This is a genomic window from Pseudomonas sp. S3E17 (genome assembly GCF_024168685.1).
In the GTDB taxonomy this organism is placed as follows: domain Bacteria; phylum Pseudomonadota; class Gammaproteobacteria; order Pseudomonadales; family Pseudomonadaceae; genus Aquipseudomonas; species Aquipseudomonas marginalis.
The window spans coordinates 3,615,006-3,630,262 of sequence record NZ_JALJWE010000001.1 but is presented as its reverse complement, the minus strand read 5'-3'; the positions used below and the strand labels follow the sequence as shown (position 1 = coordinate 3,630,262).

Below are 15,257 nucleotides of genomic sequence, written 5' to 3'. Positions count from 1 at the left end.
ATTATATAGGGTTTTGTGATGTTGCAGGCTGTATGAAATCCAAATGTGAGAGGGGGCTTGCCCCCGATGAAGGTGTTCCAGTCGATATATCGACTGGCTGATCCACCGCTATCGGGAGCAAGCCCCCTCACACATTGGTCTTGCAGGTATGTCTTAGTGAGTACGCGCGACCGCAAACTCACTCAGCTCAACCAGGGCATCCCGGTACTCGCTGGCCGGCAGGGCTTGCAGGCACTGGATCGCACGGGCTACGTAATCACGCGCCAGTTGCGCGGTGTACTCCAGGGAACCGGACGCTTCCACGGCAGCGCGGATGGCCTCCAGGTCTTCGATCCCGCCTTTCTGGATCGCCTTGCGCACCAGAGCCGCCTGTTCCGGCGTGCCTTCGCGCATGGTGTAGATCAGCGGCAAGGTCGGTTTGCCTTCGGCCAGGTCGTCGCCGACGTTCTTGCCCAGGGTCTCTGCATCGCCACGGTAGTCGAGCAGGTCGTCCACCAGCTGGAATGCCACGCCCAGGTGATCACCGAAGGTTCGCAGGGCTTCGGCCTGCTCGGCGGTCGCGCCGCAGAGCGCGGCGGCACTGTGTGTGGAGGCTTCGAAGAGCATCGCGGTCTTGCCGCGAATCACTTCCATATAGGTTTCTTCGGTGGTGCTGGCGTCGCGAACCTTGGACAGCTGCAGCACTTCGCCTTCAGCGATGATGCGCGTGGCCTGGGAAAGAATCTTCATCACCGGCATCGAGCCGAGCTCGACCATCATTTCGAACGAGCGCGAGTACAGGAAGTCGCCCACCAGCACGCTCGGGGCATTGCCCCACATCGCATTGGCGGTCTCGCGACCACGGCGCATGCCGGACATGTCGACCACGTCGTCATGCAGCAGGGTCGCGGTGTGCAGGAATTCGATGGTGGCGGCCAGCAGGCGCAGGTCATCGCCTTCGCGGCCCAGGGCCTTGCCACACAGCAGCACTAATAAAGGACGCAGGCGTTTACCGCCCGCCGACGTAATGTAGTCGCCAATTTTGGAGACCAGCGGCACTTTAGACGTCAGCTGCTGCTTGATGATGCCGTCGACGGCGCTAAAATCGTCCGCGACCGCGCGGTAGAAAGCTTGGGGTTGCATCAGCGACAGTCGCTCCAGAAGGGTTGCGCGGCATGCTAGGACCCTGACCCCCGGGTGTCAAGGCGCGATAGACGGCCACTTGCAACACCCATTTACCTTGCGTACAATCGCGCACCCTGAACTTCCTGGGCAGCACCTGCCTTACGCAATTGCATTCGGGACGTCCATCCCATGCAGCCATGCCAGCCAATACCTCTTCTTATAAAGCGCTGGGTGAGCAGGATTATCGGAGAAATACCATGTCGTACGCAGTAATTGTTACTGGTGGCAAGCAATACAAGGTCGCCCCAGGTGAATACCTGAAGATCGAAAAACTGGAAATCGCTACCGGCGAATCCGTTACCTTTGATCGCGTTCTGTTGGTCGCCAATGGCGATGACTTGAACATCGGCGCTCCAGTTGTTGCTGGCGCTACCGTTGTGGCTGAAGTGATCTCCCAAGGTCGTCACGATAAAGTCCGCATCATCAAGTTCCGTCGTCGTAAGCACCACATGAAGCGTATGGGCCACCGCCAGTGGTACACCGAGATCAAAATCACCGGTATTCAGGCTTAATTTCAGCCTAATTCCTCACTAGGAGAATTGACTCATGGCACACAAAAAAGCTGGTGGTAGTACCCGTAACGGTCGCGACTCAGAAGCCAAACGCCTTGGCGTTAAGATGTATGGCGGCCAGAAAATCATTCCGGGCAACATCATCGTGCGTCAGCGCGGCACCCAATTCCACGCCGGTTACGGTGTTGGCATGGGTAAAGATCACACCCTCTTCGCGAAAATCGAAGGCGTGATCAAGTTTGAAGTAAAAGGCGCGTTCAACCGCCGTTACGTGAGCGTTGTCGCCGCTTAATTGCGCGATCGCTGGAAAAGCCCTGTCTTGCGACGGGGCTTTTTCGTTTGTGGAGTGAGTCTCTTGCAAAGCTGTTTGTAATGGGCTCGAGCAGCTGGATTTGCGGCTGTTGATTGAGGTCGCTGCGCTCATTTTTGCAAGAGTCTTATGTCTTGGTTTCTTAAGCTCGTCCGTGCGGCGAGAGGCGTTTTGTTATGAAGTTCGTTGATGAAGTTTCCATCCGAGTAAAAGCAGGCGACGGCGGTAACGGTTGCATGAGTTTCCGTCGCGAAAAATTCATCGAAAACGGTGGCCCCAACGGCGGTGACGGCGGTGACGGCGGTTCCATCTACATGATGGCCGACGAAAATCTCAACACCCTGGTGGACTACCGTTACACCCGGCATTTCGATGCCGAGCGTGGCTCCAACGGCGGCAGCACAGACTGCACCGGTAAAAAAGGCGAAGACCTGGTACTGCGCGTACCGGTCGGCACCACGATCATCGACTCCGCGACCCAGGAAGTGATTGGCGACCTGACCAAGGCCGGCCAGAAACTGATGGTTGTACAGGGCGGCTGGCACGGTCTGGGTAACACCCGATTCAAGTCCAGTACCAACCGTGCACCGCGCCAGACCACGCCGGGCAAGCCGGGCGAGCAGCGCGACCTGAAGCTGGAAATGAAGGTACTGGCTGACGTGGGCCTGCTGGGCCTGCCGAACGCCGGCAAAAGTACCTTCATCCGCTCGGTGTCGGCCGCCAAGCCGAAAGTCGCCGACTACCCGTTCACCACCCTGGTGCCAAACCTGGGCGTGGTCAGCGTCGACCGCTGGAAAAGCTTTGTGATCGCCGACATTCCCGGCCTGATCGAAGGGGCTTCCGACGGTGCAGGCCTGGGGATTCGCTTCCTCAAGCATTTGTCCCGTACCCGTTTGCTGCTGCACCTCGTCGACATGGCGCCCTTGGATGACACCAGTGCACCGGACGCCGCCGAAGTGATCGTCAGCGAACTGACCAAGTTCAGCCCGGCCCTGGCCGAGCGTGATCGCTGGTTGGTGCTGAACAAATGCGACCAGATCCTCGAAGAAGAGCATGAGGAGCGCGTCAAGGAAATCGTCGATCGCCTGGAATGGACCGGTCCGGTCTACGTGATCTCGGCGATCGCCAAAGAAGGCACCGAGCGCTTGACCCGCGACATCATGCGCTACCTGGAAGACCGTGCCGACCGTCTGGCGGCCGACCCGGTATTCAAGGCCGAACTCGCCGAACTCGATCAGCAGATCGAAGACGAGGCCCGTGCCCAGTTGCAAGCCCTGGATGACCAGCGTGCCCTGCGCCGCAGCGGCGTGAAGTCGGTCCATGACATCGGCGACGATGATTGGGACGAAGAAGACGTGGATGACGAAGACGGTCCGGAAATCATTTACGTGCGCGACTGATCCGTTGCGATAAACTTGAACGCCGCTCCCTGGAGCGGCGTTTTGGTATCCGGGTATAACGTTATGGGCGGCGCTGGGTCGCGCGGCCCTCAATCTAAGGTTGAAGATGATGCGGAGCAAAGTGACAGGTGCGCAGCGCTGGGTCGTAAAGATCGGAAGTGCGCTGCTGACGGCAGATGGCAAAGGCCTGGATCGTGCAGCCATGAGCGTCTGGGTCGAGCAGATGGTGGCCTTGCATGCAGCAGGTGTCGAGTTGGTGCTGGTGTCGTCCGGGGCGGTTGCCGCCGGGATGAGCCGCCTCGGCTGGACCGCGCGACCCAGCGCTATGCACGAGCTGCAAGCCGCCGCCGCCATCGGCCAGATGGGCCTGGTGCAAGCCTGGGAATCCAGCTTTGCCGAGCACGGCCGCCACACGGCGCAGATCCTGCTGACCCACGATGACCTGTCCGACCGCAAGCGCTACCTCAACGCCCGCAGCACCTTGCGTGCGCTGGTGGAGCTCAAGGTCATCCCGGTGATCAACGAGAACGACACCGTGGTCACCGACGAGATCCGTTTCGGCGACAACGATACCCTGGCCGCGCTGGTGGCCAACCTGGTGGAGGCCGACCTGCTGGTGATCCTCACCGACCGCGACGGCATGTTCGACGCCGACCCGCGCCACAACCCCGATGCCCAACTGATCTACGAAGCGCGCGCCGATGACCCGGCGCTCGACGCCGTGGCCGGCAGCGTCGGCGGCGCCCTGGGGCGTGGCGGCATGCAGACCAAGCTGCGCGCAGCACGCCTGGCAGCACGTTCCGGGGCCCACACCATCATCGTCGGTGGGCGCCTGGAGCGTGTGCTGGATCGCCTCAAGGCCGGTGAGCGCATCGGTACGTTGCTGTCGCCCGAACGCGGCATGCTGGCAGCGCGCAAGCAATGGCTGGCCGGGCACCTGCAAACCCGTGGCACCCTGGTGCTCGACGATGGCGCGGTGTCGGCGTTGTCCCAGGGCAACAAGAGCCTGCTGCCGGTGGGCGTCAAGTTGGTGCAGGGCAGCTTCCGCCGTGGCGAGATGGTGGTATGCGTGGCGCCTGACGGTCGTGAGATCGCCCGGGGTCTGGCCAATTACAGCGCCCTGGAAGCGCAGAAAATCATCGGACAATCGTCTGACGCGATTGTCGGACTCTTGGGTTACATGGCGGAACCGGAACTGGTTCACCGCGATAACCTGATCCTGGTCTAAACAAAGGGAATACACGATGCGCGTGATAAAGGGATTGCTCGGCCTGCTGTTGGCCCTGCCGCTGCTGGCTTCGGCCGAAGAAGTTGGCCAGGTGTCAACGGTGTTCAAGTTTGTCGGCCCCAACGACCGGATTGTGGTCGAAGCGTTCGATGACCCCAAGGTCGACGGCGTGACCTGCTATTTGTCGCGCGCCAAGACCGGCGGCGTGAAAGGCGGCCTGGGCCTGGCCGAAGACCGTGCCGAAGCCTCGATCGCCTGCCGTCAGGTCGGCCCGATTCGCTTCAAGGGCGAGCTCAAGGACGGCGACGAAGTGTTCAAGGAGCGCACCTCGCTGGTGTTCAAGACCATGCAGGTGGTGCGTTTCCTAGACAAGAAGCGCAATACCCTGGTGTACCTGGTCTACAGTGACCGATTGATCGAAGGCAGTCCGCAGAACGCGGTGACGGCGATTCCCATTCTGCCGTGGCCGACCGCTCAGTAATCCGCAAGCGAGTTTTGCAATCGGCGTCTATGATTGCAGGCTTGCGGGTTGTAATCTCGAAGCGCTGCTTTGCTAAGAACATGGGAAATCTGGAGTTCGTCATGAGTGCTTTCCACGACCTGAAACTCAAAGCTTTGGACGGACAAGAGCTGCCACTGGCGCCCTTCAAGGGGCATGTTGTGCTGGTGGTCAACGTAGCCTCCAAATGTGGCTTGACCCCGCAGTACGCGGCGTTGGAAAACCTTTATCAGCAGTACAAGGACCAGGGATTTACCGTGCTTGGCCTGCCGTGCAACCAGTTTGCAGGCCAGGAGCCGGGCACCGAGGAAGAAATCCGCGAGTTCTGCAGCCTGAACTACGGCGTGAGCTTCCCCCTGGGCAGCAAACTCGATGTGAACGGCCCTGAGCGTCACCAACTGTACCGTTTGCTGGCGGGCGAGGGCGCCGAGTTTCCAGGGGATATCACCTGGAATTTCGAGAAATTCCTGCTGGGCAAGGATGGCCGGGTCCTCGCGCGATTCTCGCCGCGCACCGCACCGGATGATCCAACGGTCGTGCAGGCTATCGAAAAAGCCCTGAATTGAGCACCAGCAGGCGCAGCTTCAAGTTTCAGGCTTGAAGCTGGCCGCTGCTTTCATACCCCTTAATCACCCAAATCAATAGTGCTGTTCAGCGCTCTGCACTCCCCATATTATCCGCATCATAAACCTCGTCTTCCGCGGAGTGCTCCCATGCCTGTCCAAGCCTTGTTCAAACCGTTCCAGCTCGGTGCACTGCAGCTGTCGACCCGTGTGGTCATGGCGCCGATGACCCGCTCGTTTTCCCCAGGTGGCGTGCCTGATTCCAAGGTCATCGAGTACTACCGCCGCCGTGCCGCTGCCGGCGTGGGCCTGATCATTACCGAAGGCACCGTGGTCGGTCACCCGGCCTCCAACGGCTACCCGAATGTCCCGCATTTCTACGGCGGGGCGGCGCTGGCCGGTTGGAAGAAGGTCGTCGATGCCGTGCACGCCGAAGGTGGCAAGATTGTCCCGCAGCTCTGGCACGTGGGCAGTGTGCGCCGCATCGGTACCGAGCCTGACGCCAGTGTGCCGGCCTACGGCCCGATGGAAAAACTCAAGGATGGCAACGTGGTCGTCCACGGCATGACCACCCAGGACATCAAGGATGTCATTGCCGCGTTCGCCCAAGCCGCCAAGGATGCCCAGGGCATCGGCATGGACGGCGTGGAAATCCATGGCGCCCATGGCTACCTGGTCGACCAGTTCTTCTGGGAAGGCAGCAACCAGCGCACCGACGAATACGGCGGCAGCCTGGCCAACCGTTCGCGCTTTGCCATCGAGTTGATCCAGGCCACCCGCGCCGCCGTCGGCCCGGACTTCCCGATCATCTTGCGTTTCTCCCAGTGGAAGCAGCAGGACTACACCGCGCGCCTGGTGCAAACCCCCGAGGCCTTGGGTGAATTCCTCAAGCCGTTGTCTGATGCCGGTGTGGATATTTTCCACTGCTCCACCCGCCGTTTCTGGGAGCCGGAGTTCGAAGGTTCCGACCTCAACCTCGCCGGCTGGACCCGCCAACTCACGGGCAAACCGACGATCACCGTGGGCAGTGTCGGCCTGGATGGCGAATTCCTGCAGTTCATGGTCAACACCGACAAGGTTGCGCAACCGGCCAGTCTGGAAAAACTGCTGGAGCGCTTGAACAACGATGAGTTCGACCTGGTCGCTGTTGGCCGTGCGCTGCTGGTAGATCCGGATTGGGCCGTGAAGGTGCGTGAAGGTCGTGAAGGCGACATTCTGCCGTTCAGTCGCGAGGCGTTGACGACTCTGGTGTAGGGGCGTTGGAGCCCAGCCGGCGTTCGCTATCGACGGCTGAGCGTGAGGGTTTCGCTGTTTCAGGCGAAAGGCTGGGTATTGAGTACCCGGCCTTCCGCTTGTGTTCAGGCCATCATTCGCCTCAATGCTTATTGCCTTGTCCTTGGTCCATATTGGTTAAAGCTAGAAGTGCTGTCCGTCTGGTCGGAACGTACCCATTGAGGTGGCCTGACGGAACATTGCTCCTGGTTTGGGCGCGTACCACCAGGTAATGGAAGGCTGTCAGTGGGCTGCGGGCGTTGCCAGTCATTCTGCGCCGGCCGCCAGGCGTTTTGCGGGCGTGTGGGCTGCGGGCGGTTGTCATGGTTGTGCGATGGGCGTTGCCAGTCGTTCTGCGCCGGCCGCCAGGCGTTTTGCGGGCGTGTGGGCTGCGGGCGGTTGTCATGGCTGTGCGATGGGCGTTGCCAGTCATTCTGCGCCGTTTGCCAGTTGTTTTGCGGGCGCGAAGGTTGCGGGCGGTTCCAGCCAGTGTTGGTGTGGTTCTGGTGGTTTTGACCGCTTCCGGATGGGGATGCCCATGCGGAGGGGTTGAATGGTTGGAATCTCAGCGCCATTGATCCATTTATCAGTGTCGACATAGTGCTCTCTATTAGTTTTTCAGCATGAATGACCTGCCTTGTTCGAGTGTGTTTCACAGGGACACACCCCCTCTTACGGCAGGTGTCATATCAGTGGTGATAATTCGCTCGACGTTCCGGAAATATCCTGTTGTGGCGTGCCGATTCAGGCAGTCTCAGGCAGGCATTCCTACCGTTGAAACCAGTATTCAAGGGGTAGGCAGGCAGGGCGGGGAATTGGCCTACTTCATTCGTAGAGCGTTCAACGAATGTCAGGCAGTGTTGGAGCTGCCAAATGTTCTGCGCACACATCGCGTAACTGGTTCTCGAACTGCTCGATAATCGCCGGCCAGCCCTGGCGGCTCGCATGTTGGCGTGCATTGAGGCGGGCCCTGCGCAAATGTTCGCTGTCTTCCAGCAACCATCTGGCCGCATCGCAAAACGCGTCCTCATCACCCGGCATGGCCAGCACACCGTTGTAACCATGGCGGATATGCTGGGTCGCCGCCGCCTGGTCGTACGCCACCACACCCAGCCCGGAGGCCATGGCTTCGAGCACCACATTGCCGAAGGTTTCGGTCAGGCTGGGGAACAGGAACACGTCCCCTGATGCGTAATGTCGCGCCAGTTCTTCGCCGCGCTGGGTGCCGCAGAACACCGCATCGGGCAGGTCGCGCTCGAGCATCGGGCGTTGCGGGCCATCGCCGACGATGATCAGTTTCAGCCGACGCTGTGGATAAGTTGCCTGCAGCGCGTCAAAGCAGCGCTTGAGCAGCCCGAGGTTTTTCTCCTGGGCCAGGCGCCCCACGTGCAGCACGGCAATATCGTCGTTTTCCAGGCCCCAGCTTTCCCGTAGTGCGTTGTCCCGCTTGGCCGGGTGGAATAACTGGCTGTCCACCCCGCGCGCCAGCATCCCCAAGCGCTCGAAATGCCGACGCTCCAGTTCCAGGCGTTGGCTGGCACTGGGCACCAGGGTCAAGGTCGAACGGTTATGAAACCAACGCAGGTAGTGCGTGACCATGCGGCTTAACAGGCTCAGGCCGTACTGGTTGGAGTACTGCTGGAAATTGGTGTGAAAACCGCTGACCACACTGATTCCCAGGCGCCGCGCCGCCCGCAGCGCCGACAGCCCCAGCGGGCCCTCGGTGGCGATGTAGAGCACGTCGGGGCGCTGGCGTGTCCAGCGGCGCAGCAACTTGTGCATCGACGACTGGCCCCATTGCAGGCCTGGGTAACCCGGCAGCGGCCAGCCGCGGCAGAGCAGCAAGCCATCATCGCTGGGCCGGCTTGCATCGGCGCCCTGGCGCGGGCGAACCAGTTCGACTTGATGGCCGCGCGCGCGCAAACCTTCGCACAGGCGGCCAAGGGTATTGGCCACCCCGTTGATCTCTGGCGGGAAGGTTTCGGTGATGAGAGTGATGTGAAGCGAAGCTGTCGTCATGACCCACAGTGTCGCTGTGGGCCATGTCGCCATTGTGTCATGCAGATGATGGATTTATGACTTGGCCACTTTCGGCGTCGCCATGGCTTCGGCGCCCTGTTCGCGCACCCAGAACAAGGTCGCCCCGGCCACTGCCGCCGGCATCATCAGCAGGTTGACCACCGGCACCAGCAGCACCAGGTAGACGATGCCGCCGAAGCTCATGCTCTGCCAGCGCTTCTGGCGCAGCCAGGCGAGCATTTCGTTCCAGCCCAGCTTGTGGTTATCGGCCGGGTAGTCGATGTATTGGATCGCCATCATCCACACGCCGAACAGCAACCACAGTGGCGCGGCGATCAGGTTGACCACCGGAATGAACGACAGGATAAACAGGCCGATGGCCCGTGGCAGGAAGTAGCCCAGCTTGCGCATTTCCCGGGCCAGGGTACGCGGAACCATTTCAATCAGTTCGCCCCAGCTGAAGGCCGGGAAGTCATCGGTACCCCGTACCACCACTTCGACTTTCTCGGAAAGAAAGCCATTGAACGGTGCCGCGATGATATTGGCGAGCATGGTGAAGGTGAAAAACACCATCAGCACCACCAGCACCACAAACAGCGGCCATAGCAGGTAATTCAGAAAGCTCAGCCAGCCGGGCAGGGTTGGCATCAAGTGGTCGACCCACAGGCTGAACTGATGGCCGGCAAAGTAGATCAGGCCGACGAACAGCACCAGGTTGATCGCCAGCGGCAGCAGCACAAACAGGCGCAGGCCGGGGCTCAGCACCAGTTTGAGGCCTTCACGCAGGTATTGCGGGCCGGAAAGAACAGGGGCGGGCATGGAGAACTCCGAGCAGGATGACGAACGCGCCGACCTTACCGGCTTTGCCTTCAAGGCGAAAGCGTGGTCGGTGTGACGACATCAACGGTAACAAAGGCGTCGATTAATCGGCCTGACTGCATAGAGACCGCCTATGAGCTGGATTGTTATTCCGTATTTCCTTAATCTTGCCCCCCTCGATACGCTGCACCCATTATTTTTCAGGGCCTGCGAGTTAAAGCCTTCCCCAAGTGCTTCGTGGTCCCTTTTTTATTCCAGCCGTCTTGTAGTCCGGGCGGTCGATAGGAGTGAGTCATGTCTGATACCCGTCATTCGCGAGTGATTATTCTCGGTTCCGGCCCTGCCGGTTACAGCGCTGCCGTCTACGCTGCCCGGGCCAACCTCAAGCCGCTGCTGATCACCGGCATGCAGGCGGGCGGTCAGTTGACCACCACCACTGAAGTCGACAACTGGCCGGGCGATGTCCACGGCCTGACCGGCCCGGTGTTGATGGAGCGTATGAAAGAGCACGCCGAGCGCTTTGAAACCGAGATCGTGTTTGATCACATCAACAAGGTCGACTTCTCCAAGAAGCCTTACAGCCTCACCGGCGACAGCGGCGTCTACACCTGCGACGCACTGATCATCGCCACCGGTGCCAGCGCTCGCTACCTGGGCCTGCCATCGGAAGAAGCGTTCATGGGCAAGGGCGTTTCCGCTTGCGCCACCTGTGACGGGTTCTTCTACCGCAACAAGCCGGTCGCCGTGGTCGGTGGCGGCAACACGGCCGTGGAAGAGGCGCTGTACCTGGCCAACATCGCCAGCACCGTGACCCTGGTTCACCGCCGCGAGACGTTCCGCGCCGAGAAGATCCTGATCGACAAGCTGCACGCCCGTGTCGCCGAAGGCAAGATCATCCTCAAGCTCAACGCCACCCTGGATGAAGTCCTGGGCGACAACATGGGTGTGACCGGTGCTCGCCTGAAAAACAACGACGGCAGCTTCGACGAGCTGAAAGTCGACGGCGTGTTCATCGCCATCGGCCACACCCCGAACACGTCGTTGTTCGAAGGCGTGCTGGAAGCCAAAGACGGTTACCTGGTGGTGCAAGGCGGTCGTGAAGGCAACGCCACCGCGACCAACATCGAAGGCATCTTCGCTGCCGGCGACGTGGCCGACCACGTCTACCGCCAGGCCATCACCTCGGCCGGCGCCGGTTGCATGGCGGCCCTGGACGCCGAGCGTTACCTCGACGGTTTGAAGGACGCTGCGTTCTAAATTGTTGAAATAAAAAAACCGGCTACGAGGCCGGTTTTTTTATGGGTGCAATTTAAATCTGGGAGGGACAAGCCCTCTCCCACATTTTGATCTGCATCTGACTCAGGATTTGCGGGTCAGTGGCTGGGCGGCGAATTTCACACCTGCCAACCCATGGGCAATCAACGCGCGGATATTGCCATGGTCACTGCCCTCAGGCGTGGCCACCACCGAGCGGTAATGCTCGCCAAACGCCAGCAGCGCTTCCTGGTCGCTCAAGCCTTCCAGCAGGGCCAGGCCCAAGGTCTTGCACGAACCTTCGTTCTGCCCGGCAGCGTTTTCCACATCGCCATTGGTGAAGGCCTGTGGCTGGTAATCGTAACCGGCAGCGACAAATGCCAGGGTGTCGGCAAAAACGTGTTCGCCACTGTTGAGGCTGGCGCGCAGGGTGTTCAAATCAGTCATGGGTTTTTCCTTTGGCAAACGCCGCCTGTTGCTCGGCGCTGGCTTCTTGCTGGAATTGGGCTTTCCACTCGGCGTACGGCATGCCGTACACCACTTCACGGGCGTCATCGAGGCTCAGCTCGATCTGGCGTTCGTCGGCCTCGGCCTTGTACCACTTGGACAGGCAGTTACGGCAGAAACCGGCGAGGTTCATCAGGTCGATGTTCTGCACATCCTTGCGGCTGTCCAGGTGCGCCACCAGGCGGCGGAAGGCGGCGGCTTCGAGTTCGAGGCGTTGTTGATCGTTCATAGGGCTCACTGACAATTCAGGGGTTAGCGGCTGGCCGCCAGGGTAATCGACACCGACTCGGCAAAGCGCAGCGCATGGGGCTTGTCCACTTCGACTTCGGCGTACAGCACCGATTCGTTGCTCATCACCAGGTCCAGCAGTTCCTGGGTCAGGCGCTCCAGCAAGGCAAAGCGGTTGCCTTCCACGTGTGCGATGATGGCCTTGGTGATGGTGCGGTAGTTCAGCGCGTGGTCGATGTCGTTGTCGCGCACGGCTTCCTGGGCGGCATACAGGATGGTCAGGTTGATCAGCACATCCTGCTTGTTGAGGATTTCGTCCTCATTGATACCGATGAAGGTGCGCAGGCACAGGTCCTTGACCCGGATGCGCGCCATGCCTGGTTGAAGTTGTGGCATTGCTACTTGCTCCGTCCAATCAGTTGCAGGAACTCCATGCGCGTGGTGTTCGACTCGCGGAACGCGCCGAGCATCACCGAGGTGTTCATGGTTGAATTCTGTTTTTCCACGCCGCGCATCATCATGCACATGTGCTTGGCTTCGATCACCACGGCCACGCCAGCGGCCTGGGTCACGCCCTGGATGGCGTCGGCGATTTGCCGGGTGAGGTTTTCCTGGATCTGCAGGCGCCGGGCGAACATGTCGACGATGCGCGCCAGCTTCGACAGGCCCAGCACCCTGCCGGTCGGAATATAGGCCACGTGGGCCTTGCCGATAAAGGGCAGCAGGTGATGCTCGCACAGTGAATACAGCTCGATGTCCTTGAGGATCACCATCTCGTCGTTGTCGGAGGCGAACAGTGCGCCGTTGACGATTTCCTCGAGGTTCTGTTCATAGCCATGACACAGGTACTGCATGGCCTTGGCGGCACGCTTGGGGGTGTCGAGCAAGCCTTCGCGTTCCGGGTCTTCGCCCAGGCCCTTGAGGATCTCGCGGTAATGGTGGGGCAGGGATAAGGTCATGCAACATCCTCACAAACGGCTTACTTGATATGCCGCCCGCCGTTGACGGTCAGGGTGGTACCGGTGACATAGGGGTTGTCCAGCAGGTAACGCACACTCTGGTAGATCACCTCGGGACCAGGTTCGATGCCCAGGGCCGACTTGGCCAGCACCTTGGTGCGATAGGCCGCGTCGTCCTCTTCGTTGAACATCACCATCGCCGGGGCGATGCCGTTGACCTTGATCAGCGGCGCAAACTGCGCGGCGAACGACAGCGTGAGGCTGTCGAGCCCGGCCTTGGTGGCGCAGTAGGCGATGTGCTGGCGGCTGCCCTTGCGCACCACGTCATCGCTGATATGCACGATGTCGGCAGGTGTAGAGCGTTGCAGCAAGGGTGAACAATGCAGGTTGATCAGGTACGGCGCAAGCATGTGCACGCTGAACATGTCGGTAAAGGCACGGCTTTCGTCGCCCGGCGCCTCCGCGACCCAAGCCGAAGCGTTATGGATGATCGCACGCAGGCTTTGGGTGTGGGTGTTCAGTTCAGCGATAAACGCGAGAATCCCGGCTTCGGTGGAAAAGTCGGCAAACACGCCGACTGCGCCACGCTCACGCAGGGCCTGCACGCCGGGGCGTTCGCTGCGGTAGCTGAAAATCACTGGCTGGCCTTCGTCCAGCAGGCGCTCGGCGCAATGCAGGCCGACGCGCTGGCCGGCGCCGGTGATCAGGATCGGGGCGTTCGTTGCAGTCATGGGAGGCTCGCGTCGCTGGCAGGTGCAAATCATACCAGCGACGGGCCGCCCCTGTACTCACGCCGCCGCTTCGGAGGCCTTGCGCGGGGCTGGCGCTGGGTGCAGCCAGCTCGCCAGCAGGTGGGTCGACAGCGGAATGAACCAGTACACCATCAAGGGCGTGAGTGCCATTGTGCTGACCAGCACCCGTGGCCCCAGCTCGAGTTCACTGAGCAGCGGCCCCAGGACGAAGTTGAACAGCAGCGACACCGGGAAAAACGCCAGCCAGATCGCCACCGCCTGCTTCCAGCGTGGCGGACGGGCACCCGCTGCGCCAAACCAGCCATCGATGCCCCGTACACGGTGCTCGGACGGGGCGGCGAACAAATCGCTGCCACGGCTCAACCACGCACTGCGTGAGGCGGAAAACTCCCAGGCGTGCAGGGTCTTCTCATCGGCGAAGCGGAAAATGATCTGGAATTCATCGTCATTGGGCGGTGGGGCCAGCACGCCGGAGCCCAGGTAACCGGGGAAGTCGGTGGCCAATTGCTCGCCTTCGCGCAGCCAGGCCATCAGTTCTTCATAGCGCCCTTTGGCCACGCGGCGCGCAACCATCAAGGTGACGGGAGAGGTAGACATTGTGTATCTCCAAATGTACGGGTGCACTGGACCGTGTAGGTGGCGCACAGACGAAGCTGCGGGGTGTTGCAGCGACGTGTAAAAAGCAGGCAAGGATTATTCCTGTTTTACCCGAATACACCAGCGACATTGGTCCGAAAAGCGGGAAACTTGAAAAAGACAGGTGTAAAGGCGTTAAATGAGCGCCCAGTTAACGTTGGTTTTTTGGTCAAAAATGCCCGTGATTACTGCTCCGCTTGAAAGTGTTTCGCATCTGGATTCCACTGATTCCGATGAGCTGTTTCCGATCCGTGAAGTCTCGAGATTGACAGGCGTCAACCCGGTCACCCTGCGTGCCTGGGAGCGCCGTTATGGGCTGATACAGCCCACGCGCACCGAAAGTGGGCATCGCCTCTATTCCAAGGCCGATATACAGACAGTCCATCGTATTCTCGATTGGATCGAGCGCGGCGTGGCCGTGAGCAAAGTGGGCAAGATCCTCGCTCGCGACGATCAGCAGGCCGAAGCCGTTCGTGCGCAGCGCGATGCGGTCGAGGAAAGTGAATGGCCGCAGTGGCAGGCGCGGCTGATGCAGGCCGTCAGCGACTTCGATGACCGTCAACTGGAACGTGTGTATGGGCAGATTCTGGCTACCTACCCACTTGATGTGGTGTTCCAGGACATTCTGATGCCTCTGTGGAATGAGCTGTTGCGTCATCAGGGGCGTTTCGGCCAGGCCAGCGAGTGGTTGTTCTTCGACAACTTCCTGCGAGTACGTGCCCTGGAGCGCCTGCAACTGGCGTGTGCTTCACCCGTGCCGCGGGTATTGCTGGCGGCCATGGCGGGTGAGTGCCGCAAGTTGGAGTTGCTGGTGGCGGCGCTCTTGATGAGCCGGGATGACCTGGCCGTGAAGGTGCTGGGCATGGGACAGCCGTTTGACGAGTTGACGCTGGTCTGCGAGAAGACTCACCCACAGGCGCTGATCCTCTTCTCCAATTACTCGCATAACCATGATCTTGCCGGGCGCTTGAACCGCTTGGCGTTGACTCTGGATTGCCCGCTGCTGCTTGCAGGTGCGGCGTCGGATCTTGCCGAGGACGACCTGGCCGGCACGTCCATCGGCTGCCTGGGCAATGAAGGTCGCTTGATGCGGCGGCGCTTGCAACAGTTTCTCAGCGGCGGGCTGGATACCTGA

The 15,257-nt window shown here is 60.5% G+C and carries 18 protein-coding genes; 9 read left to right on the top strand and 9 right to left on the bottom strand.

Annotated elements, in window-relative coordinates:
• Nucleotides 1–153: 153 nt before the first annotated feature.
• Nucleotides 154–1,122 (bottom strand): polyprenyl synthetase family protein, encoded by a 969-nt coding sequence (locus J3D60_RS16230; protein WP_027607652.1) that lies wholly within the window; start codon nt 1,120–1,122, stop codon nt 154–156.
• A gap of 239 nt (nt 1,123–1,361) precedes the next feature.
• Between J3D60_RS16230 and rplU the strand changes: the two genes are divergently transcribed.
• The 7 genes from rplU (at nt 1,362) to J3D60_RS16195 (ending at nt 6,930) form a co-directional block, all read left to right on the top strand.
• Nucleotides 1,362–1,676, top strand: coding sequence for a 50S ribosomal protein L21 (gene rplU, locus J3D60_RS16225; RefSeq protein ID WP_253492009.1), 315 nt, complete (start codon nt 1,362–1,364; stop codon nt 1,674–1,676).
• A 34-nt stretch (nt 1,677–1,710) separates the two neighbouring features.
• Nucleotides 1,711–1,968 carry a 50S ribosomal protein L27 gene (rpmA, locus tag J3D60_RS16220; RefSeq protein ID WP_003176049.1) on the top strand — a complete coding sequence of 86 codons (258 nt, stop codon included), beginning with the start codon at nt 1,711–1,713 and terminating at the stop codon, nt 1,966–1,968.
• A gap of 194 nt (nt 1,969–2,162) precedes the next feature.
• Nucleotides 2,163–3,386 carry an Obg family GTPase CgtA gene (gene cgtA / locus J3D60_RS16215; RefSeq protein WP_015885843.1) on the top strand — a complete coding sequence of 408 codons (1,224 nt, stop codon included), beginning with the start codon at nt 2,163–2,165 and terminating at the stop codon, nt 3,384–3,386.
• 109 nt (nt 3,387–3,495) lie between these two features.
• Nucleotides 3,496–4,614, top strand: a complete 1,119-nt coding sequence (proB, locus tag J3D60_RS16210; RefSeq protein WP_253492008.1) for a glutamate 5-kinase — start codon at nt 3,496–3,498, stop codon at nt 4,612–4,614.
• A 16-nt stretch (nt 4,615–4,630) separates the two neighbouring features.
• Nucleotides 4,631–5,095 (top strand): CreA family protein, encoded by a 465-nt coding sequence (locus J3D60_RS16205; protein WP_065939005.1) that lies wholly within the window; start codon nt 4,631–4,633, stop codon nt 5,093–5,095.
• Between the two features lie 101 nt (nt 5,096–5,196).
• Entirely contained in the window at nt 5,197–5,679 is a 483-nt protein-coding gene (locus J3D60_RS16200; RefSeq protein WP_253492007.1) for a glutathione peroxidase, read from the top strand.
• A 147-nt stretch (nt 5,680–5,826) separates the two neighbouring features.
• Nucleotides 5,827–6,930 carry an NADH:flavin oxidoreductase gene (locus tag J3D60_RS16195; protein WP_253492006.1) on the top strand — a complete coding sequence of 368 codons (1,104 nt, stop codon included), beginning with the start codon at nt 5,827–5,829 and terminating at the stop codon, nt 6,928–6,930.
• Nucleotides 6,931–7,788: 858 nt separating this feature from the next.
• On the opposite strand, the gene J3D60_RS16190 is transcribed toward J3D60_RS16195, so the two are convergent.
• The gene (locus J3D60_RS16190) at nt 7,789–8,967 is read right to left on the bottom strand and encodes a glycosyltransferase family 1 protein (protein ID WP_065925974.1); all 1,179 of its coding nucleotides are present in this window, start codon (nt 8,965–8,967) and stop codon (nt 7,789–7,791) included.
• Between the two features lie 54 nt (nt 8,968–9,021).
• Nucleotides 9,022–9,786, bottom strand: coding sequence for a sulfate transporter CysZ (cysZ, locus tag J3D60_RS16185; protein ID WP_027607646.1), 765 nt, complete (start codon nt 9,784–9,786; stop codon nt 9,022–9,024).
• A gap of 294 nt (nt 9,787–10,080) precedes the next feature.
• Between cysZ and trxB the strand changes: the two genes are divergently transcribed.
• On the top strand, nt 10,081–11,043 hold the full coding sequence (trxB, locus tag J3D60_RS16180) for a thioredoxin-disulfide reductase (protein ID WP_025858049.1): 963 nt from the start codon (nt 10,081–10,083) through the stop codon (nt 11,041–11,043).
• A gap of 102 nt (nt 11,044–11,145) precedes the next feature.
• Here trxB and J3D60_RS16175 read toward each other — a convergent pair whose 3' ends face one another.
• From J3D60_RS16175 to J3D60_RS16150, 6 genes are read right to left on the bottom strand one after another with little or no spacing between them, the layout of a single operon-like run.
• Nucleotides 11,146–11,487, bottom strand: a complete 342-nt coding sequence (locus J3D60_RS16175; RefSeq protein WP_253492005.1) for a HopJ type III effector protein — start codon at nt 11,485–11,487, stop codon at nt 11,146–11,148.
• On the bottom strand, nt 11,480–11,776 hold the full coding sequence (locus J3D60_RS16170; RefSeq protein WP_065939008.1) for a DUF1244 domain-containing protein: 297 nt from the start codon (nt 11,774–11,776) through the stop codon (nt 11,480–11,482). The genes J3D60_RS16175 and J3D60_RS16170 overlap by 8 nt, the downstream gene beginning before the upstream one ends.
• A gap of 23 nt (nt 11,777–11,799) precedes the next feature.
• Nucleotides 11,800–12,171 carry a dihydroneopterin triphosphate 2'-epimerase gene (gene folX / locus J3D60_RS16165; protein WP_003194073.1) on the bottom strand — a complete coding sequence of 124 codons (372 nt, stop codon included), beginning with the start codon at nt 12,169–12,171 and terminating at the stop codon, nt 11,800–11,802.
• A gap of 2 nt (nt 12,172–12,173) precedes the next feature.
• Nucleotides 12,174–12,734 (bottom strand): GTP cyclohydrolase I FolE, encoded by a 561-nt coding sequence (gene folE / locus J3D60_RS16160; protein ID WP_065939009.1) that lies wholly within the window; start codon nt 12,732–12,734, stop codon nt 12,174–12,176.
• Nucleotides 12,735–12,754: 20 nt separating this feature from the next.
• Entirely contained in the window at nt 12,755–13,465 is a 711-nt protein-coding gene (gene folM / locus J3D60_RS16155; RefSeq protein ID WP_253492004.1) for a dihydromonapterin reductase, read from the bottom strand.
• Nucleotides 13,466–13,522: 57 nt separating this feature from the next.
• Nucleotides 13,523–14,083 carry an antibiotic biosynthesis monooxygenase gene (locus tag J3D60_RS16150; protein WP_253492002.1) on the bottom strand — a complete coding sequence of 187 codons (561 nt, stop codon included), beginning with the start codon at nt 14,081–14,083 and terminating at the stop codon, nt 13,523–13,525.
• A 214-nt stretch (nt 14,084–14,297) separates the two neighbouring features.
• Here J3D60_RS16150 and J3D60_RS16145 point away from each other — a divergent pair, with 214 nt between their 5' ends.
• Nucleotides 14,298–15,257, top strand: coding sequence for a MerR family transcriptional regulator (locus tag J3D60_RS16145; protein WP_253492000.1), 960 nt, complete (start codon nt 14,298–14,300; stop codon nt 15,255–15,257).

Excerpts from the sequence above, each read along its gene's own strand:
- J3D60_RS16230 (WP_027607652.1), bottom strand. The coding sequence starts at position 1,122 with ATGCAACCCCAAGCTTTCTACCGCGCGGTCGCGGACGATTTTAGCGCC.
- rplU (WP_253492009.1), top strand. The coding sequence starts at position 1,362 with ATGTCGTACGCAGTAATTGTTACTGGTGGCAAGCAATACAAGGTCGCC.
- rpmA (WP_003176049.1), top strand. The coding sequence starts at position 1,711 with ATGGCACACAAAAAAGCTGGTGGTAGTACCCGTAACGGTCGCGACTCA.
- cgtA (WP_015885843.1), top strand. The coding sequence starts at position 2,163 with ATGAAGTTCGTTGATGAAGTTTCCATCCGAGTAAAAGCAGGCGACGGC.
- proB (WP_253492008.1), top strand. The coding sequence starts at position 3,496 with ATGCGGAGCAAAGTGACAGGTGCGCAGCGCTGGGTCGTAAAGATCGGA.
- J3D60_RS16205 (WP_065939005.1), top strand. The coding sequence starts at position 4,631 with ATGCGCGTGATAAAGGGATTGCTCGGCCTGCTGTTGGCCCTGCCGCTG.
- J3D60_RS16200 (WP_253492007.1), top strand. The coding sequence starts at position 5,197 with ATGAGTGCTTTCCACGACCTGAAACTCAAAGCTTTGGACGGACAAGAG.
- J3D60_RS16195 (WP_253492006.1), top strand. The coding sequence starts at position 5,827 with ATGCCTGTCCAAGCCTTGTTCAAACCGTTCCAGCTCGGTGCACTGCAG.
- J3D60_RS16190 (WP_065925974.1), bottom strand. The coding sequence starts at position 8,967 with ATGACGACAGCTTCGCTTCACATCACTCTCATCACCGAAACCTTCCCG.
- cysZ (WP_027607646.1), bottom strand. The coding sequence starts at position 9,786 with ATGCCCGCCCCTGTTCTTTCCGGCCCGCAATACCTGCGTGAAGGCCTC.
- trxB (WP_025858049.1), top strand. The coding sequence starts at position 10,081 with ATGTCTGATACCCGTCATTCGCGAGTGATTATTCTCGGTTCCGGCCCT.
- J3D60_RS16175 (WP_253492005.1), bottom strand. The coding sequence starts at position 11,487 with ATGACTGATTTGAACACCCTGCGCGCCAGCCTCAACAGTGGCGAACAC.
- J3D60_RS16170 (WP_065939008.1), bottom strand. The coding sequence starts at position 11,776 with ATGAACGATCAACAACGCCTCGAACTCGAAGCCGCCGCCTTCCGCCGC.
- folX (WP_003194073.1), bottom strand. The coding sequence starts at position 12,171 with ATGCCACAACTTCAACCAGGCATGGCGCGCATCCGGGTCAAGGACCTG.
- folE (WP_065939009.1), bottom strand. The coding sequence starts at position 12,734 with ATGACCTTATCCCTGCCCCACCATTACCGCGAGATCCTCAAGGGCCTG.
- folM (WP_253492004.1), bottom strand. The coding sequence starts at position 13,465 with ATGACTGCAACGAACGCCCCGATCCTGATCACCGGCGCCGGCCAGCGC.
- J3D60_RS16150 (WP_253492002.1), bottom strand. The coding sequence starts at position 14,083 with ATGTCTACCTCTCCCGTCACCTTGATGGTTGCGCGCCGCGTGGCCAAA.
- J3D60_RS16145 (WP_253492000.1), top strand. The coding sequence starts at position 14,298 with ATGCCCGTGATTACTGCTCCGCTTGAAAGTGTTTCGCATCTGGATTCC.